The 20,525-nt window shown below is 37.8% G+C and carries 16 protein-coding genes; 5 read left to right on the top strand and 11 right to left on the bottom strand.

Annotated elements, in window-relative coordinates; all coding sequences use genetic code 11:
• Nucleotides 1–6 precede the first annotated feature (6 nt).
• Nucleotides 7–192, top strand: coding sequence for a hypothetical protein (locus GHC26_RS13820; protein WP_163971838.1), 186 nt, complete (start codon nt 7–9; stop codon nt 190–192).
• A complete protein-coding gene (locus GHC26_RS13815; RefSeq protein WP_163971837.1) occupies nt 189–1,607 on the top strand; it encodes an amidase in 1,419 nt (472 codons plus the stop codon). Before GHC26_RS13820 ends, GHC26_RS13815 begins: the two co-directional genes overlap by 4 nt.
• Nucleotides 1,608–1,900: 293 nt before the next feature.
• On the opposite strand, the gene GHC26_RS13810 is transcribed toward GHC26_RS13815, so the two are convergent.
• The 7 genes from GHC26_RS13810 to GHC26_RS13780 form a co-directional block, all read right to left on the bottom strand.
• A complete protein-coding gene (locus GHC26_RS13810) occupies nt 1,901–3,373 on the bottom strand; it encodes an aldehyde dehydrogenase family protein (RefSeq protein WP_163971860.1) in 1,473 nt (490 codons plus the stop codon).
• A 108-nt stretch (nt 3,374–3,481) separates the two neighbouring features.
• The gene (locus GHC26_RS13805) at nt 3,482–4,471 is read right to left on the bottom strand and encodes an ABC transporter substrate-binding protein (protein WP_163971836.1); all 990 of its coding nucleotides are present in this window, start codon (nt 4,469–4,471) and stop codon (nt 3,482–3,484) included.
• Nucleotides 4,472–5,076: 605 nt separating this feature from the next.
• A complete protein-coding gene (locus tag GHC26_RS13800; protein ID WP_163971835.1) occupies nt 5,077–6,249 on the bottom strand; it encodes a Glu/Leu/Phe/Val family dehydrogenase in 1,173 nt (390 codons plus the stop codon).
• 789 nt (nt 6,250–7,038) lie between these two features.
• Nucleotides 7,039–8,712 (bottom strand): thiamine pyrophosphate-binding protein, encoded by a 1,674-nt coding sequence (locus GHC26_RS13795; RefSeq protein ID WP_163971834.1) that lies wholly within the window; start codon nt 8,710–8,712, stop codon nt 7,039–7,041.
• A gap of 373 nt (nt 8,713–9,085) precedes the next feature.
• Complete coding sequence (gene sfsA / locus GHC26_RS13790) at nt 9,086–9,787, bottom strand: DNA/RNA nuclease SfsA (RefSeq protein ID WP_163971833.1); 702 nt, start codon at nt 9,785–9,787, stop codon at nt 9,086–9,088.
• A gap of 267 nt (nt 9,788–10,054) precedes the next feature.
• Nucleotides 10,055–11,572, bottom strand: coding sequence for a murein biosynthesis integral membrane protein MurJ (murJ, locus tag GHC26_RS13785; RefSeq protein ID WP_163971832.1), 1,518 nt, complete (start codon nt 11,570–11,572; stop codon nt 10,055–10,057).
• Between the two features lie 47 nt (nt 11,573–11,619).
• A complete protein-coding gene (locus GHC26_RS13780) occupies nt 11,620–12,642 on the bottom strand; it encodes an ATP-grasp domain-containing protein (protein WP_163971831.1) in 1,023 nt (340 codons plus the stop codon).
• 547 nt (nt 12,643–13,189) lie between these two features.
• On the opposite strand from GHC26_RS13780, the gene pheA reads away from it, so the two are divergent.
• On the top strand, nt 13,190–14,023 hold the full coding sequence (pheA, locus tag GHC26_RS13775; protein WP_163971830.1) for a prephenate dehydratase: 834 nt from the start codon (nt 13,190–13,192) through the stop codon (nt 14,021–14,023).
• Nucleotides 14,024–14,322: 299 nt separating this feature from the next.
• On the opposite strand, the gene GHC26_RS13770 is transcribed toward pheA, so the two are convergent.
• Nucleotides 14,323–14,673 carry a DUF2200 domain-containing protein gene (locus GHC26_RS13770; RefSeq protein ID WP_163971829.1) on the bottom strand — a complete coding sequence of 117 codons (351 nt, stop codon included), beginning with the start codon at nt 14,671–14,673 and terminating at the stop codon, nt 14,323–14,325.
• Between the two features lie 385 nt (nt 14,674–15,058).
• On the opposite strand from GHC26_RS13770, the gene GHC26_RS13765 reads away from it, so the two are divergent.
• Nucleotides 15,059–16,441, top strand: a complete 1,383-nt coding sequence (locus GHC26_RS13765; RefSeq protein ID WP_163971828.1) for a DHA2 family efflux MFS transporter permease subunit — start codon at nt 15,059–15,061, stop codon at nt 16,439–16,441.
• A 158-nt stretch (nt 16,442–16,599) separates the two neighbouring features.
• Here GHC26_RS13765 and GHC26_RS13760 read toward each other — a convergent pair whose 3' ends face one another.
• Nucleotides 16,600–17,355: an SDR family NAD(P)-dependent oxidoreductase gene (locus GHC26_RS13760; RefSeq protein WP_163971827.1), complete on the bottom strand. Its 756-nt coding sequence runs from the start codon at nt 17,353–17,355 to the stop codon at nt 16,600–16,602.
• A 184-nt stretch (nt 17,356–17,539) separates the two neighbouring features.
• Between GHC26_RS13760 and GHC26_RS13755 the strand changes: the two genes are divergently transcribed.
• Nucleotides 17,540–18,163 (top strand): TetR/AcrR family transcriptional regulator, encoded by a 624-nt coding sequence (locus tag GHC26_RS13755; protein WP_163971826.1) that lies wholly within the window; start codon nt 17,540–17,542, stop codon nt 18,161–18,163.
• A gap of 80 nt (nt 18,164–18,243) precedes the next feature.
• Here the strand turns inward: GHC26_RS13755 and GHC26_RS13750 are convergent, their stop codons facing one another.
• Together GHC26_RS13750 and GHC26_RS13745 are read right to left on the bottom strand one after the other, a co-directional pair.
• Nucleotides 18,244–18,792 (bottom strand): DUF6155 family protein, encoded by a 549-nt coding sequence (locus GHC26_RS13750; RefSeq protein ID WP_163971825.1) that lies wholly within the window; start codon nt 18,790–18,792, stop codon nt 18,244–18,246.
• A gap of 1,061 nt (nt 18,793–19,853) precedes the next feature.
• The gene (locus GHC26_RS13745; RefSeq protein WP_163971824.1) at nt 19,854–20,465 is read right to left on the bottom strand and encodes a DUF1795 domain-containing protein; all 612 of its coding nucleotides are present in this window, start codon (nt 20,463–20,465) and stop codon (nt 19,854–19,856) included.
• Nucleotides 20,466–20,525: the final 60 nt, after the last annotated feature.

The following is a 20,525-nucleotide window of genomic DNA, read 5'->3' as shown; positions in this document are numbered from 1 at the left end:
GGTTAGATGAGATATACAAATTGTTTAAAACAAGAATTATATTTACAAGGGTTACCTATCTATGAGGCTGACATCCCCTATATTCATAACATACTATACACGATAAATCTGGCCCAAACGTCTACTGATGCTTTTCCCCACTTAAATAAAGAAATACCGATTACAGTTGTTGATAAGGAGTTGATGCTATGACTGACATATCCTTCTTAACCGCTACCGAGCTTGCGCCATTAATAAAATCGAAGCAACTATCTCCTGTAGAATTGACAAAGCATACATTAAGTCGTATGGATAAGATTGATCCAATTCTCCATACGTATATTACTCCCCTTTATGATTTAGCCCTGAAACAAGCAAGGGAAGCGGAAGATAATATCATGCATGGCGAATATAAAGGACCTCTCCATGGAGTTCCAATCGGTATTAAGGATATTTACTATACAAGAGGTATCCGAACTACAGCTGGTTCAAAACTTTTTGCCGATTTCATCCCTGATAAAAATGCGACAACAGTAGACAAACTGTTAGGAGCAGGGGGGGTTATGTTAGGAAAACAAAACATGCATGAGCTTGCTGCTGGATCAACTGGTACCAATCCCTTTTTTGGTACTACCCGAAATCCTTGGAATACCAAGTACATGCCGGGTGGCTCAAGTGGTGGTGGTACAGCATCTTTAGCTGCTGGGCTGGCAACACTTGCAACTGGATCAGATACATTTGGATCCATTCGTTTACCTGCTGCCATGTGTGGTGTATACGGATTAAAACCAACTTATGGTCTTGTTAGTACGCATGGTATTTTCCCTTCAGCTATGTCATTGGATACTGCTGGACCGATGGCACGATCTGTTTCCGATTTGGCTTTGATGCTTCATTACATGGCAGGCTATGATTCAAATGATCCTACAAGCCTAAAAGTACCTACACCAAATTACATGAAAAATCTAAACAAAGGAATTAACGGAGTAAAAATCGGTATCCCTACCTACTATCTCCAAGGGTTAGACCCAGATGTAGAAAAGCTTTTTAAACATGCAATGACAACACTGCAATATTTAGGTGCGGAAATTAGGGAAATAGTGATCCCTGAATTATCTATGTCAACATTTGCAGGCTTACTGACTGTGACAGGGGAAGCATCCGCTTTTCATCACAAGTGGTTACAGACACATTCAGATGCTTATTCTGCAGACATCCGAACTTTCTTTCTAGCTGGTTCTTTGACGAATACGTCACAATATGTCAAAGCCCAACAAGCCAGAAGAAAGATGGTTAAAGGAATTCATAAAGCTTTTGAGGATGTCGATATTATACTCGGGCCAACTATACCTATTACAACTCCAGCATTCAAAGAGAAATGGGTTGAGCAAAATTTAGAGGTTATAAGACGCTGTTTGCCATTTACTGCCCCTGTAAATTTAACGGGGGTACCAAGCTTGTCTGTACCAATGGGATTAGATCGAAAAGGGCTTCCAGTTGGGATGCAATTCATTGGAAATCATCTCTCCGAAAAACAGTTGCTCCAGGTCGGGAATACGTGGGAAGCTACAGAACCATTAAGAAGAAATCTAAAAATGACATTAGGTGACATCAGGCAAGCATATTAGAAAAAATCGCATTCGCTCGTTCCCTAGCGAATGCGTTAATTTTCTTTACTTTAGACATTAAATTTTTTGCAACATCGAGTCCACTTCTTAGCTTAAATTTTATACTTTTAAAATAAGACGTTGTATCATTCAAGTGCAATTGAAGGATACACGCTATAGCAGCTTTTCACGTAAGCTTTTTAGAAGTGTAGTTTAGTAGAATGAAAAAAAGAAGCTTCCCAAACGTTTGCTTACAGATTTTAGGAAGCTTCAATTAAAAATCCTCAATGTTACTAAATATACTATCTATTCTCTTAGTTAAACCATTGAATTGGTTTTGGATCTGTACTAATATTAATTTGTTTTGTCTCTTGGTATTCGTCCAATCCATAAGTCCCAAGACTTCGACCAATACCGCTTTGCTTATAACCACCCCATGGGGCTTGGACACCGGTAAGATGATACGTGTTTACCCAAGTAATGCCTGCACGTACTTTTTTAATGACACGCATGGCTTTTTGTTGGTCTCTTGAGAATACACCGCCTGCTAGACCGAAATCAGTATCATTTGCTAATTTAATCGCTTCTTCTTCATCTTTAAACTTCTGGATGACGACAACAGGACCGAAGATTTCTTCCTGGACGATTCTCATATCACTCGTCACATCAGCAAAAACAGTCGGCTCGATGAAAAATCCATTATCCATGCCGTCACGTTCAATACGGTTTCCACCGCAAACTAAACGTGCTCCTTCTTCTTTCCCAATTTGAATATAGTTTAGGATACTTTCCATGTGCTTTTCACTAACAATAGCACCCATCTCGGAGGCTTCATCGTTTCCTGGACCAACTTTAATCCGCTTAGCACTTTCCGCATATTTGGTAATGAATTCATCATAGATTCCTTCTTGTACCAATATCCGACTACCTGATGAACAAACTTGTCCAGATCCCATAAAAATTCCGAACAACGCATGGTCAACGGCTGTATCTAAATCAGCATCGTCAAATATAATATTCGGTGATTTGCCACCAAGCTCTAACGAAATCTTTTTCAAGTTTCCTGTAGCAGCCTGCATGATCGTACGCCCTACTTCTGTACTCCCCGTAAAGGATACAATGTCCACATCCTTGCTCTCGGTAATGGTTTGACCAACAATGGAACCTGACCCCATCAAGAGATGTGCAACATCCTTTGGTAAATCGGTTTGGTCCATCAGCTCAAACACTTTTACAACGGTCATCGGAGTAATTTCAGCTGGCTTTAAAATAATTGAATTTCCTGCAGCTAGGGCTGGCGCAATTTTCCATACACTCATTAACAAAGGAAAATTCCATGGAACAATTAATCCTGCAACTCCCATTGGCTCCTTCACAATCATCGTTTGCAATTCTTCATCAGTTTCCAATATTTCTCCACTAGAATTGTTAAGAAGGCCAGCATAGTAACGGAATGTGTTGGCAGCATCTGTTGCATCCGATTCTGCTTCCCGTTTTGTTTTCCCGTTGTTTTCTACTTCTAGTTCAATTAACGCATCCAAATTTTCTTCCATCTTATCGGCAATTTGTAGCAAAACTTCTGCTCTTTCTAGTGGAGTACGTTCAGACCAAACACCGCTCTCAAATGCATCTTTTGCGGCCTTAATCGCCTCTTCTGTTTCTTCCTTAGTCGCTTTCGGGGCTTTCGCAATAACTTCTTGATTCGCAGGGTTTAGTATGTTTTGCATGCTCGGGTTACTCGAATCCACCCATTCTCCGTTCGTATATAATTTCAAGGTTTTTGTCATCACGTTTATGTCTCTCCATTTCTGTCTATGAATCAATTATTTTTCCTGTAAAAGGATAACTACCTAATTATTATCCAATGAATTAGGTAGTTATCCAAAATAAATAGATTATTTAATTCCTTCCTTCACTTTCTCTGCAACATCCTCAGGTACCCACTCTGTCCATAAATCTTCATTCTCTTTTAAGAATTTAAGTGCGGCATCCTCTGGCGTTGCTTCCTCTTCTTGCATAAAGACTAATGCGTCGTTTGCTACTGCACTAGATGTTACATAGTTTTTCAAGAACTCAACTACTTCTGGTGCTCGTTCTGGTAACGTATCATTTGAAATAATATCGATATCCTGTGCTCCGATACTTTCAAGTGGACCAGGTTCCTCTTCAAGAATTGGTGTCATGTCAAATTTCCCCATTACCCAGTTCGGCTCATAGTTGTAACCAATCCATGGCTCCCCTTTTTCATATGCTTCCTGTAAGGAAATATTTATTGCTGATTCTGAACCTGCACGGAAATAATTATACGTCTCATCTAAGCCGTAATGTTCATAAGCTTCATGTAATACTTCATCTACGTTCCAACCTGAAATAGCTCCAATAATACGTCCTTTTTCTGGATCTTCAGGGTCCTCAAAGAGTTCCCAATACTCGGGTAGATCTGTTACATATTGTAGATCAGGTGCCATTGGTTCGATTCCACGTTCTGGATCCCCTTCGATCACATAAGTTGGTACATAAAATCCTTGGTGGTTGTCATCAAAGTTTGTTGATAACTTTACATAATATCCTTCATCTATTCCTTTTGTATAAACGTCTTTATCATTTTCAGTCCATATTTCCATATGAACGTCAGCATCATCTTCTTCAAGTGCTGTATAAATTGCTGCAGTTGAACCTGTTACTTGTTCGGTTTCATAGCCATATCCTTCTTCAACGATTGTTCCTGCAACTTCATTGTGAAAGCGAAGGCTATCCCAACCATCATCCGCAAAAACAATTGGTTCTTTAGAATCTGAATCTCCACTTGCTTCATCACCACAGCCAACTGTTACTAATAGTGCAAGAAAGGCCATGGCCATCATTAAAACATTAAACTTTTTCATATTCATAATCTCCTCTTTAATGATTTCTAATAAGCTTTTTTAATAAGTAAGTTGAAACACAACATATCCAATGTCGGTTTCATTCCTGTATCCATTATGTAGGGGGATTTTTTTCCAATTCACTTTCTGAATAAGACTCAACTAATTATGCCTAACGTATGATCCAGAAAAAAATATGAAGGGAATTTTCATAACAAACTAGTTTTCAAATCTCCTTTAACACGAATTACTAGATCTAGCTGCAATTGACATAATGATAGCTCCTTTCTATCCTCACTCATTATAATGATAGGGTTAATTACCACTATAATCAAACGGGCAACAGGTAAGAAATAAGGAGGTATCGGTATTATAACGGAGGTAATTTATATATTTTTACAGCTTTTATACATAATTCGCAAAATTCGATTCGATACCACGTTATAGGACAATTTTCACAAAAATAGATACATGCATATGTCCGTTTTTAGGAAAACATGTCGAGTCGATGCACCATCATGCTTGGATTTCACTAGCTTCCAATCTATTTTCCCCTAACCAAAAAGCAACTACCTAACGATGAGCCATCCAGTTAGGTAGTTGCTTTTCTCCCCAATTCATTTTTATTAAGCCTCTACTTTTGTAGAAGGAGCCTTAAACTCTAGTAAATCACTTACTTCTGGTTCGAACACGTCATAGGCAACATCTCGCTGATATTTATTTTGTTTCGTTGCTTCTCTGAATAGTTGTTGTGTATTTTTCCGGCAAAGCATTTCAATATCATCCATTATAGCCTGTGGTTCTGGTTCTACTAAACCAAAGACAATGGCATCATAAAAACGGATGGCACCAAGGTTTGCCACAAAATCATTTACAATGTCAATTCCTTTTTCTTTGATGATCTTGTCTCCTTCAGAAGAGATTGGAATGTTGGCTGCTTCCACGATCAAACTTGCATTTACCGTATCAGCATTTGATGCATTAATTACATCCTCTAATGCACATGGGATGAGAATATCACAGTCTACATCAAGCCAATCTGAGTTTGGTCGTACCGTATAGTTTGATTCAAAGTACTCTTTATCCATTTCGCCGTATACATTTTTATGTTTGATAAGCTTCTGGATATCTAATCCATCTTCACACGTAACTAACAAGTTCGCATCTGAGATCCCAACGATTTTATAACCTAATTCAGACAATTTATACGCAGCACTTGCACCAACTGTACCAAAGCCTTGAATGACTACACTCGCTCCGTCTTTTCCATTTTTATAGTTCCAAGCTTCATCTGCTGCAAAGGCAACACCATATCCTGTAACTGCATCATTTAAAAGGAATCCGTCAATTCTTGATTTCATTAGGTTATTAAAGTCATTGATCCGTTGATGGACAGCGGGATCCTCTTTCATGGATGGTGTTAGCGGAATATCAATGCCAAACTCACTAAAGATTTGGAGCACATCTTCATATTTTGTACCTAAATCACTACCTAATGATACCCCGATATCAACATAAGGCATCATGGCAATTAAAAATCTCCTTAAAACGTCATATGCGTCTGGAGCTTTATAATCATAAGCAATACCTGCTTTACATCCACCAGTTGTTCCACTATCACTGGCCATATATTTATATGCCATGGCTTCGGCTAATCGCATGACTTCTTCTTTCGTTACGGTTGGGTGCATTCTTGTACCGCCACCTGTATACCCGTTTACGAAGTTATGTACAACAAGCCATCCTTGTGCATCTGTTTCTGTATCATTCCACTCTACAACTAAATATGGTTTCGTCATATTAATACCTCCGGGAAATTTAATATTCACTACTATTACGTAACTTTCATGATTTATAAAAAGGAAAAGCTACTAGTTTACTAATCTTTCCTATATTTAACCTGTTTTCTAAAAGATTGTTGCTTTCTAGAATGAACCGTTTTGTATATGAGATGGATTATGTTCAGTAAAGTAACAGCATTGATTTCCGCTTCGGACAGTCGCTTTCACCACGGGCATAAGTGCGACATCTGTTCAAACTATTCGTTTTCACAGTGTCTTCTTTACCGCAGGCACGGCCTCAGCCTCCTCGGAAGAAAAGCGTAAGCGCCTTGGTCACACCCGACAAGCTTAAGCCAAGCCTCGTGTGGCGGTTTTTGCCACAAAGAGGATTGACTTAAGACCTAGAGGGTGTAGGCGCTGTAGCTAGACATCGGAAGAAAACCACTTCCTGCTCAGGTCTGGACACGTGCTGTTCCTGCAGGAGTCGACTGTCCTCCGCTCCAATCAACTAGTGTATTAACAATAATAGGAAATGTTGATCATATCAGTGGAGGAAAAACACGTAGACTCCTGCAGGAAAAGAGGCCTAGGTGAGACCCCTAAAGACGAGTAGCACGAGGAGGCTCAACAGCCGCCTGCGGAAAGCGAAGTGTATTTCCGGAACGGGTAAACACCCTAAACATCGCCTTAACTTTATTGCGCACAATATAGATTATACGTCGAAAAGCAACAAACAAAAAAACTCCAATATATCCTACACGCTACTCTACTTTTAAAATAGGAATGAATGGTGAATTCTGTAACAACTTAGCCTTGTTTTGGACGGAAGGATGCGAGGTATTCATCCGAATCCTCGTATTCTAATACGCCTACTGCTTCAACATCCACGACCACTAGAGAAGGTTTTTTACTTGCGATTGCATTCGCAAATCCTTCCTTAAATTCCTCGACTGAACTCACCTTTTCTGCTTCAAAGCCCATGGATGTTGCCATCATGACAAAATCTGGGTTTTGTAAGTCGACAGATGTACGTCTATTATAGGCTGCTTCTTGGTAGTATCTTAAGATGCCATATCCACCATCATCAAATAACACAACAGTAATTGGCGTTTCTTCTTGAATGGCAGAGATCATCTCACCAGCATTCACCATAAACCCACCATCTCCTGCAATAAGAACAACAGGCTTTTCTGGTTGAGCAATCTTCGCACCAATTGCCATTGGCAACCCTTGTCCAATTCCTCCGCCAGTCATGTGAAGGTAATTTCTTGGTTCATTAATGTTGATCAATTTATTTCCCCACGTGTAGCCAGGAATCGTGACATCTGTTACCAAGATAGAATTCTCAGGCATATGTTCCTGCATGATAGCTGCAACTTCTCCATAAGGTTCAACTTGACTGCGAAGGTCATGACGAACCGCTTGACGGACTGACTTCACTTCATCCACATAAGCTGTATCTGGGTTCAACTCCTTAGAGGATAGGTCACTGTTGATCGTTTGTAACACTGCTTTTGCATCCCCTACCAAGGTGCACATGGTATCAAAATTACGGTTAAATGCATTTGGGTTCAAATCAATATTAATATGATTTTCAGGAACTGGTAGTGTCCAGTCCAATGTTTCCCCACCACGGAAACGAACCCCAATACTAATAAGGAGATCCGATTTTTTCAATAGTTCCTCCACTTGTGGTGTAGCAGCAAAATTGCCGATACAAAGTGGATTATTTTCCGGAATAGACCCTTTTCCAGCCTCACTTGTAATGACTGCAGGTTGCATTTTATCAACTAGCACCTGAAGCTCCTCTGATGCATTGGAAGCAATCACACCATTTCCAGCCCAGATGACTGGTCTTTTTGCTGCAGTGATCTTTTCTATTACATCTTGCGGAATGGTGAGTTGTGTTGCTTGATTCTCATCCTTTTCTACTTCGATTAACTGATTTTCAGGAATAATTTGTGCTTGGAAATTCGTTGGAATCGAAATGGTTACAGGACCAGTCGGCACCGTCAATGCTTCTTTGATCGCATTACGCACAAATGGTGTCGTTTGCTTTGGACGCTTCAATAAATAAGCAGATTTATTGGCACCTTCCATCATTTTTAACTGATCTTTTGCTTCGTGGATATATCGCTGATCGGTTCCAATATAATGAGAATCCGCTTCCCCGGTAATGTGCAATAGCGGCGTTCCTGAATTCCATGTCTCTGTCAATGAACCTGCACCGTTACCTGCTCCAGCACCAGTACTTGTGATGACAACTCCCAATTTACCTGTAGTACGTGCATATGCATCCGCCATGTTTACCGCTCCACTTTCACCGCGAGCAGTCACGATACGGATATTTCCTTCACGCAAAATTGCATCGTAAATTGGCATATTATGAATACTAACGATACCATATACTACTTCTACTTCACTTCGTACCAGTTCTTTTACAATTGCTTCTGCTACTGTAAATTCTGTTTGATTATTCATGAAATAACCTCCAACTATGTACTATATTTCTATGAAGCGTAGGGAAGTTCCAATGCTTCCCTATCCTACCTAACATCAACCAATATGTAAGAAAAAATTTATTTATTTTCACAATATACTAGTTTAGCAGATTACCCATAAAATTCTAGTATCGAATTTAAAAGAAAGATGGACTATAGCGCTAATAAATAGAGACAAACTAGGAAAAGTACACAATAAAGGCTAAATCCTCCCTTTTTTGAATTTTTTAAATTAATTGGCTTGAAACTTGAGAATACAAGAATGGTTAGTTGGGTGGTGCATCTAGTAGTAGTATTTGAGTTTAGTCTTCAATTTTGATGGGGGGTTTTGATATATTTGGACTGCATGACGTCTACACATCTATCTCGGAAAGATCAACTGGAATCGGTTCATCGAGTAGTAACGTATCCTCTGTGACCACTGTATCATAAGCTATAACCTGTACTCCTAGTTCTGATACTTCTTGCAACGCCTTTGCAAAATCTTGATCCATTTCTGTATATGGCACAAAACGATGACAGCCTTTCATCTGAACAACAAATAGAATCGCAGCCTTATACCCACGCTTGATAGCATTCGCTAATTCCTGGACATGTTTCGTTCCTCTTGTAGTTGGTGCATCTGGAAACATTGCGACGCCATTACGTTCTAAGGTCACTCCCTTTACCTCAACAAATCCCTGGACATCATTCTGTTCATAATACAAGTCAAAGCGAGAGTCTCCAAATGTTACCTCCCGTTTCACGACAGCCACTTCCCCCACTTCTCGCAAATTTCCATTCTTCATAGCATCAAAGGCAACCACATTTGGTGCTTGGGAATCAATGTTAACTAGCTTTCCATTCTTCCATACAGCTATAATAGAGTATCTTGTTTTCCGCTTTGGATTAGTACTGATTTCAAGTACTACCCTTGCACCTGGTACAAGCAGCTCCTTCAACCGTCCAGTGTTCTTAATATGCACTTTCTCCAGCTCCCCATCAATGAAAACTTCGGCTATAAACCGATTTACTTTTCGATGTAATGTGCCATATTCTATTTTTCCGTATCTCAATTTATGTCACTTCCATTCATTACCTTTACCTTCCTTCTACCTATTACACACGCACCCTGCCAAGCTTCTTTTTTCTTATACTTGGGACATTAAAATTTAAGCCACGTCGAGTCCACTTCATAGCTAAAATTTTATACATTCCTAACGTGCAAAAAAGTCGGATTTATTAGTCCGACTTTTTTTAACGATAGAAATGGTTGCTAACAGTTTTGTTAATATATGATAGCGGTGCTCGAGGTTGAAAAGGGCTTGGAATTAGTTGAATTACTATTTTTTAATTTTCCTCCTAATTTCTTGAATAAAATTATCCGCATCTTTAATTTTAGCAAACATGATACAAATAACGTATACCCCTAAGGAAACGAGTAAAGTAGCAAATAAAGAAAAGGTGTTATTCATTATACTTAATAAGTACTGATATAAAAACTTCGAAATGAAGCCCATTATAAAGGCGGCTATACTTATTTTTATAAACGAAACTAATGTTTCCCTTAGATGTAGTTGTCCAATTTTCCTTCGTAGACTAAAGAATAATAAAATTGTACAGAATATAACAGACAAGCTCGTTGCTAAAGCAAGGCCACCAATACCGAGGAATCCTGCTAAGGTGAAATTTAATATGATATTTAAGACCATAGCGATCGTTGCGTTAATCATTGGTGTTCTTGTATCCTCTAATGAATAAAACGCTCTTGATAGCAAAACCCTTAACCCAAAACCTAGCATACCAACGGAATAAAAGAAAAAAGCCTGTGATGTCATGGTAGAGGCATGTTGATCAAAAGCCCCTCTTCCATATAACAATTGGATAATAGGCTCTGCAAATAATAAAGCGAATACTGTAGCTGGAATTAAAAAAAGGGATACACCAATAATAGATTGATGTAACGTTCTTTTAAGCCCATCAATATTTCCTTTCGTAGCCATTTTAGAGATGAGTGGATACATGACTGTTGAAATGGATGCGACAAAGATTCCTAACAATGCATTATTTAATGTGTGTGCGTAATTAAGTGCTGAAATACCTCCCGTAGAACTTTGGGAAGCCAGTGTCCGGTCCACTAGTTTATTTATTTGTGTCACACTTGAACCTAATATCACTGGTAAGGAAAGGGTTACCATATTTCTGATATAAGGGTCTTTTATATTGAAAATAAGTTGGTATTTATATTGTTTTTGATAGGCAAAATATACTAAGATAGCCAATTGCACAAATAAGGCTATTACATTCCCAATAGCAAGTAGTATGACGAAATCCAATTTCCGACTCAGTATTATTGCAGCTATAAGAATGATATTCATCGGTAGTCCAATCAAGGCAGGGACGATAAATAATTTTTTGTAATTAAGATAGGCACTCAAAATTCGAATAATAATAGTAAAGTAGATTCCTACCATACTTATTCTAGTGAATACTACTGCTAGTCGTAAGGTTTCCCCTTCAAATCCACTAGCGAATAACTTAACTAAAGGTTCGGTGAAGATTAGTCCTAGTATAATGATAATAGAGCAAAACACAAACAGGATATTAATTAGATTATTTGTATAATGCTTCCCTTTCCTTAGGCTATGATGCGTTTCAATCTTGCTATAAATCGGAATATAACTTGTAGATATTCCAGCTGCAATCACACCGAATATAACACTTGGAATAGTAAGGGATATGAAAAAGGCATCACTAATATTAGATGCACCATAGAAGTAGGATAATGTAATATCCCGTAGAAAACCTATTATTTTAGAAATAATGGTAACAAGCATTACGAGGATAACAGCTTTTTTCATAAATATTCTCCAATTATATGTAGCTTTTCATTTAAGAGTAGCATAATCTAATCTTGATAAACAAAGAAATGTTCTCTATATCGCAGCATTCGTGTATTCCATCTCGGTGTTACAGAAACAAACTCTTGAAGTAGGTTATATTGTAAAAATAAATACGGAAAATTCACCCTAGCTCCTAAACTCATAATTTGACTCCCGCAGAATCGAGGATTCACATCTGTTAGTTTAAATCCATCTTTTGACTTCATAAATTGAAGATTAAGGAAGCCATCTGTTGCGATTGCTTTTGCTATTTCGGATGATGCATGGATTAGTTCTTCATGGTAGATAACTGTACCATCTAAAACAATACCGTTGGAAACACCAGAACGTTCTCGAGGCACAGCTACTACAACTTGTCCCTCATGCATAAAAACGTCTACACTATATTCTATCCCTTCTATGTATTCCATTACAATTTTTCGTTCTTCCTGATCTATAATCTTGCAATAATCATTGATATTATAAATTTTTCTCCGACCCTCTTTTAATGCTTTCAAATAATCCTCTTCACTCGCTAATATAGCAAACCCTAGAGAACCGTGGCCATCAACAATTTTTGTCACCACAAAACGCTCATCAGGGAAAAAAACATATTTAATTTGACGAAGTTCATCCGGGCCATTGAAACCATAGTATCTTGGAACAAACGAACCAAGACCCATTTTGATTAAGAATTCATAGGTATTCTCTTTATTAAGAAGGATGGGAAAGTTATCGCTTTTTGGTAGTGCCACAATGGCTCCCCAATCTTCCCTAGTTTCTTGATAGAGACTAATTTCTTCATGTAGGGACGGAAATATCGCATGTACCTGTTCGGTATGGATAATATCTATGATCGCTTTGCGGTATTGGTCTTTTTGGGTATACCTTGGAACCTGATAGGTTTTGTCACAAAATTGATGGCCTGAGGTCATGCTCCGCCGATCAACCCCGATAATGTTAATATTATCTATCTTTCTCAATCCATTTATGATCCCTTGAGCCGTGGGCCCGCCGATTCCAGTTACCAAAACATTAATGTTTTCCATAGGCGATCTCCTTTAGTGTGATTTTAACCGTTTCACCATCAAATTTTCACTAATTAAAATGATGAAAATTGAAAAATAAATACAAATCACCTAAACATATACCCTTTTCTATTATTCTTTAAACCATTAATAGGATTTTTTTATGTTAATATTAGAAATTAATGGATAATTGAACCAACAGAAAAGACTGAATCATTATTGGGTCCAGCCTATTGGTGGTGAATATGGCGTCAAATTCATAACAGCGACACGAGTCCTACTCCAGTCATGTACTACATGAAGGCCCAGGATCATCACATTGGTCACTACAAGTTTTGAAAACGTTAGCGGAATTTCCGAAACATTATGAAAACAAACTCTTTTTAATAGTGGACCATTCCTGTATAATACGAAACATGAATGACGATTTACCGAATAATCATAATTATATCATTCTATATGAACAACAGGCATTCCTGGTCGAAATTGCATTTTATCCGATTCTTAAAAAGAGTAAATGGGAGAAGTCCCGCCTGTATACTAGCTATAAAAGAAAGGCGTGTTATTCATGAAAATAGCCTATTTGGGTCCACAAGGAAGTTTTTCAGAGGAAGCTGCGTTACGATATTTCACTCCAAATACGAAAGAATGGCATAGGTGTGATACCATCCTAGATGTTCTAGAAGCTGTTGGTGAACACAAAGCAGATAAAGGGATTGTTCCAATTGAAAACTCAATTGAAGGAACGATCAATATTACAGCAGATGGGTTGCTGGCAAACGATTTATTCATTGAGGCGGAAGTCATCTTTCCAGTAACGATGCACCTCCTTACTTTAGAAGAAACTGACTTACAAGATATCCGGGAAGTATGGTCTGTCCCACCAGCCTTAGCACAATGTAGAGAATACATTAGAAAGTCTGAAGTAAAAAGTGTTCGCTATGACAGTACATCATCAGCTGCTCGGGCTATCAAACAGGAAGGAAGACGCGATGTTGCAGCTATCGCCTCTAAGTCAGCTGCCGATCTATTTCAATTACATATTGCCAAAAGTGGTATCCAAGATAATGGCGAAAATCATACTCGCTTTTTCGTTATTAGCAGAGAAAATACCCAACAACACAAAAGTAAAACGATGCTCGTCATAACACCATGTGAGGATTATCCAGGTATGTTAGCTTCTATTTTGAATGTCTTTACCGCTCTTACCATTAACCTCACTTGGATTGAATCACGTCCAACGAAGAAAAAGCTAGGGAACTACCACTTCTTTATCGAAGCAGAAGCTGGATTAGATGAAGCGGAAATAAAAAAAGCGATTACCATTTTTGAAGCATTTGGACATGATGTTCGTGTGTTAGGAACCTATGACAGAACGAAGCTATATGATAAAAAGGTTTGACCAATGTCGTCAAACCTTTTTTTAAATCGTGATCGTAACTAGACGTCCTATTCCCTCCTAGATGGAAGAATACTTTTACCATAACGGAGACTGCTCAATAGTTCAGGTCCTCAACCTGCTTCTTGATCTGTTTTGGCGTGCCAACTTATAGCCTAGTCACCACATTAGCTATCTTCTCTCAACATATATTCATTTCCATCTTGGTCGTAAAATACGATACTAGGGAGGAATTTCTATTGCATCAGTGCCTCACTCATTTCATATTCACTGTCCGCACTAGTTCAAGCACGAACATATAATTACTTCCGCAAAATCTTCTCCATCACTTTTCCCTTTGCTAACTCATCAATGAGCTTGTCCAAATAACGAATTTCCTGCATGGTTGGTTCTTCAATATCTTCTACTCGGACACCACAGATCACACCTTTGATCAACGTACGTGAAGGATTCAATTGGGGAGCTTCCGTAAAAAAGATCTCAAAGTCTGTCTGTTTTTCCAGTTGCGCCTCTAATGCTTCCTGGCTATACCCTGTCAACCAACGAATGATCTCATCTACTTCTTCTTTCGTACGTCCTTTATTCTCTGCCTTCGTAATATAATGGGGGTAGACTTTTGCGACACTCATGGTGAAAATTTTATGTTTGGCCATGGTACCCTTCCTTTCTATTACTTCCACTTCCTACATTTTAGAGACTTGTCTGCCGACCAAGACTGACAAGCACAAGTGCTCTTCCATAGTAGGTCCATTTTTAATTCAATTAATGTATCCACTTACTTACGTGTGAATTCCATCGTACCATTGGGAATTATGTTGTATTTTACCATACTATACATATTGTCTACCCACTCTAAAATAATTGGCTTCATTATTACATCAACTGTTCATTATGATTTATACTTGAAAAAGCAACAATCTTTTAGAAAACAGCTTTTGTTTACCAATCAACTAAACTATGAAACAATAGATCTACTTACATACGTTACATCGTATCATTAAAGGAAATCATAGATGATGGAAAGGAGTCTGAATGTGATTGGGAGAAAAAGTAGCGCACAAAGGTCTCGTTGTTGTCATATTAGCAACAGCTTTTTTATTTACATTTAGTCAATTTCTATTAATTACAGCGTATCCAACGATTATGAACGAATTTGATTTGAACGCAACGCAGGTACAATGGTTGACTACCACCTTCTTACTTACAACCATTATCTTCATCCCACTAACAGGTTATTTATCCAATACGTTTACAGCGAAAACCCTTGTCGTTTTTTCTCTTTCATTTTTGGCTGTTGGTACAGTAATTGGAGGGGTATCGCCGAACTTTGGTACCTTAATTTTGTCTAGAGTCATTCAGGCGATTGGTGCTGGCATTATTCTGCCATTAGTACAAACGATATTATTGAATGTGTTCCCATATAAACGAAGAGGATTTGCCATGGGATTATTAGGATCTGTTGTCAATGTCGCACCCGCTACTGCACCATCCATCTCTGGGATGATCATTGATTTTTTCAGTTGGCGTTCGCTCCATTGGATATTGCTCCCACTCATCATAAGTACTTTAGTTCTAGCCATATTTGTGATGAGAAATGTGTTAGAAAAGCAAGAAACGAAGATAGATTTCCTGTCGATTATACTTTCAGGAGTTGGGTTTTCTTTTTTTATTTTTGGCTTAAGCACGATCAGCGTAACCGGATTTACAGACATACTGGTTATCTTACCACTAGGAATTGGCATTCTATCGATTACCTTGTTCATCCGTCGCCAATTATCCTTGACGATACCAGTCCTTAATGTAAAACTGTTCCGCAATTCGTCATTTCGATTGCTAATGGTGCTTATCTTTATTAACATGATGCTGCTCTTATCTACTGAGACCATCCTACCAATGTTTGCACAAGATGTTCTCGAAACCAGCGCATTTCTATCTGGATTCCTTTTAGTACCAGGCACAATCCTCCTATCGGTTGTAACGATTATTTCGGGAAACCTATATGATCGCTTTGGAGGGAAGAAAATTAGTATTCTTGGCTTTGCCTTTACATTTGTTTCCTTAATCCTATTAAACACAGTCGGGATGGATAGTTCTCCTTATTGGATTATGGTCTATTTTTGCTTCTTTATGATCGGTTTTGGCTTAACGCTGATGACACTTGTAACCATTAGTATGAATGCATTGGATGATGCCGATATTCCACACGGATCTGCGATTGTAAATACGGTACGCCAATTTGCAATGACATTCGGCGTGATCATTCTCACCACGATTATTAGTTTTACGACTTCCATCATGGATACTTCCTACAAGGTTGGTACCTACTGGGGGATAACATATGCATTTATCGTGATGGCTGCGTTAGCCTTAATTGGTCTTATTTTTACAGGGTTGATGAATGATGAAGAGAGAAAAAGTTGATATGGTTGGGATTGAAGAAGGAAGAAGTATTACCTAATTGATCCAAACTGGAAGATCCTAGAAAAGGGCTATTAGAAGCATAGGGACGTTATTTTTACTTCAATTTTGTAATCAGAAGCAAAGACACGTCCCTGAGCTTTTAACTCATTCTTTTTAAGTTACTTATTAATGGTTGCTCTTGCTCCATCAACCACGAAATCTCCTCCACTAATATAGCTAGCTTTATCGGATGCCAAAAATGCTATTAACTCAGAAACTTCTTCTGGATTTGCAAAGCGTTTCATTGGTAGGAGCGTTTGAGAAACTTCATCAATTTGTTCTTTAGTTAATGTTGCTTCTGCCATAGGAGTTAGTACTGCACCAGGAAGAACAGCATTAATTCTTATGTTCTTATCAGCAAACTCATATGCTGCTTGTTTCGTAAGACCTCTAACTGCAAATTTTGAAGCTGTATAAGCCGGATTGACTGTAGTATCGTGCCGCAACCCAGCAAGGGAAGAAATATTAATGATAGATCCTTTGTTATTTTCTATCATTGTAGGCAAAACCGCTCTCATGCCGTTAAAAACTCCTAATTGATTAATATCAATGATCTTTTTATACAAATCTTCCTCTATCTCCAAAAGTCCTGGCATACCCCCTGCAAGTCCAGCATTATTAACTAGGATATCGATAGAACCAAATGTTTCTTTAGTCTTTTTCACTAACTGATCCCAACTTGTAGAATTGGTTACATCTAATTCTATAAAACTAGCATTATCCCCTATGGACTCTGCTAGTTTTTCTCCATTCTCAACATCAACATCTCCAATTACAACTTTCGCTCCTTCATCAGCAAGTTTTCTAGCATGAGTTTCTCCCATACCCTTCGCTCCACCAGTAACAATAGCAATTTTTCCTTCTAATAGTCCCATTAATTTACCTCCTAAATGTGATATAGTTAATTCAATAGAAGTATATAAAGGCGCCTTCATTTATAGGATAAAATCAATAGACGTAATATTCAATAAACAAGTATAATGAATATGATGAGGACTCAACAAACTAAATAAATTTGTTCATTATACCTATTTAAAGAACAGAACAAGAGGTTATGTTATGTTAACTAATTCAAATCGACAATTTAAAAAGAAACAATTAACAAGAAAGTTATTAAAAGATGCGTTCATAGATCTTATCTTGGAAAACAACGACGTAAACTCTATTACAATTAGTGAAATTACCGATCGAGCTGATTTTAATAGAGGTACATTTTATATCCATTACCTAGATAAAATCGACCTCTTAGAAGATTTATACCAAGATGCTATCGAAGGGATACACGAGTGCATCATGAAACCATATCGAAATACTGATAAAGTGGTTTTTAATGGGGCTATTCCTTCTATCAAGCTTATTTTTGAACATATTGAAGAACACAAAAGACTGTATAAATCTCTAGACCTTATAGAGAATAATACAGATATATATCATCGTCTCGAGCAATTTTTATGGAATTTATTTACAAAAGAAATTGAAATTGAACGTGAAACTGATGCTTTGGAAACAGATTATGAAGTCTTTCTTAGTTTTCAAATTCACGCTACAGTTGGTGTCATAAAATATTGGATTAAAAAGAATTTTATTTTCCCTACTAATTATATGAGTGAACAACTAACCTCTTTTTACTCTGATAAGGTTATTGCGATGAATTTCAAAAATCAAAAGTCTAATGAACCATAAGGCGGTTTTCTCGAATCATTTGTAGAACATTACTACCCTAATGAAATGCGAAAACCGTCCTCTATTCTTAGTCCACCCCATCAGTCCTCTTCCTCAAGTATTAAATCAAGCTCATCCTCTAAAGCTTCTGGAAATCCCCATCCAGTCCCTTCCGCATCATCAACAATTGCTTCCAGTCGTTTTTTATATTTAGTGTAAAACGCTGGATATCTGAGACATTTATCCATTAATTTGCTGTACATCGTAACCATACTTCCGTAAAATGGTGCATTAATATCGCCAAATGTATTTGTAAACTTCACACCATTCTCAACATATATCATCATTAATTCAAACGTTCGTTCTTCATCTTCTGCCATTTTACGGAAGTTGGAGATTGCCTTTTGAGCATAGGATAATCGCAATTTTGGCTTCCCTCTAGTAGGGAAAAATTCATCTTCTATTTGCTTTTTATAAGTCTCAAAAAGAGTTTGAACCATCTGTTCGCGGTTAAACTTAACAGATAATAACTGCTTTACATCATCTGATTTCTTATACGCTTCTACTATGATTGTGGTTAACTCTTTTTCATCTAAATCTCGTAACGCTTTTTTTAATTCTGTAACCGATATGTAATCCTTCTTAGTCATAAACCGTCACCCCTTCATCAATTATTGTCATAAGTTCCCATCCTACACGCTTTTCAGGTCGTATCATCCCAATCTTCCCATTTAAGTCCAAATGGAGCTCCGCCATCCGTATAGCCGGCTATAAAGGCAAAATTTTCATCACTGTCTAAGCTTAAACTTTCTTCCAATTCTTGTTTTTTCTTCGCTTTTCGCTTCTCAGCATCCCGCTGTTTTTGGATTTGAACTTGCCTTAACTGCTGCTTGTATTCGCTACTTATCTCATAGCCTAGTTGCTCCAGTTCGAATACCGCACATAAAGTGAAACTTCAGTCAATGGGGGATTCCTTTCCTCCCCCACTGATTGTTAGTTGAACGAATCGGACATTTACGGGCAGTTTAATCCCCCACTTATCTTTTTTGGATCTCTCGAAATCTTGAAGTGGGGGTCTTACTGCCCGTTACATGCGGGATAAATGGTCAACACCAAAGTGTTTGCTATAACCTCTAACAAGATTCTTCCCAGTATATTTCGGTATCCAATGTGGTGCAGCTTGTAGTCGTCTTGTGCGGTACATTCATAAACGACGAGGAATACGGACTTTTTCTTTTTACATTTAGCCATCTTACCCCGTCCAATCTACCATTCACTATTCATCTATTTTCAGGTCTTTTTTTACAGACTATCATTCTATTTTAGTATGAAAGTTTATCATTTGCACGGGATTCATAATTTAGATGAAACTACGCCTATTATCATTTCAAAAAGGAGATGTGGAGCAAATCGGGACCACTTGTAGAACTAGTATTCGCAATCTTTATTTAAAGGATTTGGGTTTATTTGGAACTATCTATCGATAAACAAAGGGAGGGTTCTTCCGTTTTATTCACGCAACATCACTCCGTTTCAAACGCAATTAATTTCAACATTCACATCTTCTATTAGCCAAAAACCATTTGACTCTTGTTAAAGCATGAAAGCATAAAAAACCCCCTCATGGGTTGGTACCATTTAGGGGGGGTGATACACTACTTCATTTATGAAATTTCAAGCTAAAATGGGAACTAAAATTCAACATCAACATTTAGTTTTGAACGGAATTGGTGATGGTTTTAAAAGTTGATAGTTGGTCCTCATAAATCTCTTGCACACTTCCGTACGTAAAGATGTAAGCCTTACTGTCATCGATGAAAGTTCGTTGGTTCAGCTTAACGGTGCCATTTTCCGTGTGATTTAAAGAAACAGATTCATTCCATTCAATACCGTTCGTTGTATAATATTCTTTACTTAGATATTCAAAACCGGTTTGTGACGTTGCTGCTTCGATATAATCATTTATAGACTTTGATTCAGGAAGTTCTTCTACGATGACATTAAAATTAACGCCAGAATTTGCATCTAATATAAAACTTTTTGTTGGGTATTCTGATTCTTCCAACTCATTGGAAACAGCAAATGAAGGGACTTCGAAAGTAATTCCTTCAAATTCAATAACTTGTCCAGCTTGTGTTTCCGTTTCTGTATCCTGATTACTTTCTTCATTCGTATCAGTCGCCGTTTCTTTTTCTGCCATTTCTTCATTAGTAGATGAAGCGTCTTTTTCAGAAACATCTTCGGAAGAATCAGTTTCTGTAGAACAAGCAACTAAAAAGAAAGAAATGGATAAAAGCATTAATAGAATATATGACTTTTTCATATAAAAAATTCAACCTTTCTACGATGTTTTATTCTAGTAGCATAAACAACAAAGTCTATT

It is taken from the genome of Oceanobacillus halotolerans (genome assembly GCF_010993955.1).
Taxonomy (GTDB): Bacteria; Bacillota; Bacilli; order Bacillales; family Amphibacillaceae; genus Oceanibacillus_A; species Oceanibacillus_A halotolerans.
This window is presented reverse-complemented; position numbering and strand designations above follow the sequence as displayed.

Coding starts and splice junctions, on each gene's coding strand:
- GHC26_RS13820 (WP_163971838.1), top strand. CDS start 7: ATGAGATATACAAATTGTTTAAAACAAGAATTATATTTACAAGGGTTA.
- GHC26_RS13815 (WP_163971837.1), top strand. CDS start 189: ATGACTGACATATCCTTCTTAACCGCTACCGAGCTTGCGCCATTAATA.
- GHC26_RS13810 (WP_163971860.1), bottom strand. CDS start 3,373: ATGACAAAAACCTTGAAATTATATACGAACGGAGAATGGGTGGATTCG.
- GHC26_RS13805 (WP_163971836.1), bottom strand. CDS start 4,471: ATGAAAAAGTTTAATGTTTTAATGATGGCCATGGCCTTTCTTGCACTA.
- GHC26_RS13800 (WP_163971835.1), bottom strand. CDS start 6,249: ATGACGAAACCATATTTAGTTGTAGAGTGGAATGATACAGAAACAGAT.
- GHC26_RS13795 (WP_163971834.1), bottom strand. CDS start 8,712: ATGAATAATCAAACAGAATTTACAGTAGCAGAAGCAATTGTAAAAGAA.
- murJ (WP_163971832.1), bottom strand. CDS start 11,572: ATGAAAAAAGCTGTTATCCTCGTAATGCTTGTTACCATTATTTCTAAA.
- GHC26_RS13780 (WP_163971831.1), bottom strand. CDS start 12,642: ATGGAAAACATTAATGTTTTGGTAACTGGAATCGGCGGGCCCACGGCT.
- pheA (WP_163971830.1), top strand. CDS start 13,190: ATGAAAATAGCCTATTTGGGTCCACAAGGAAGTTTTTCAGAGGAAGCT.
- GHC26_RS13770 (WP_163971829.1), bottom strand. CDS start 14,673: ATGGCCAAACATAAAATTTTCACCATGAGTGTCGCAAAAGTCTACCCC.
- GHC26_RS13760 (WP_163971827.1), bottom strand. CDS start 17,355: ATGGGACTATTAGAAGGAAAAATTGCTATTGTTACTGGTGGAGCGAAG.
- GHC26_RS13755 (WP_163971826.1), top strand. CDS start 17,540: ATGTTAACTAATTCAAATCGACAATTTAAAAAGAAACAATTAACAAGA.
- GHC26_RS13750 (WP_163971825.1), bottom strand. CDS start 18,792: ATGACTAAGAAGGATTACATATCGGTTACAGAATTAAAAAAAGCGTTA.
- GHC26_RS13745 (WP_163971824.1), bottom strand. CDS start 20,465: ATGAAAAAGTCATATATTCTATTAATGCTTTTATCCATTTCTTTCTTT.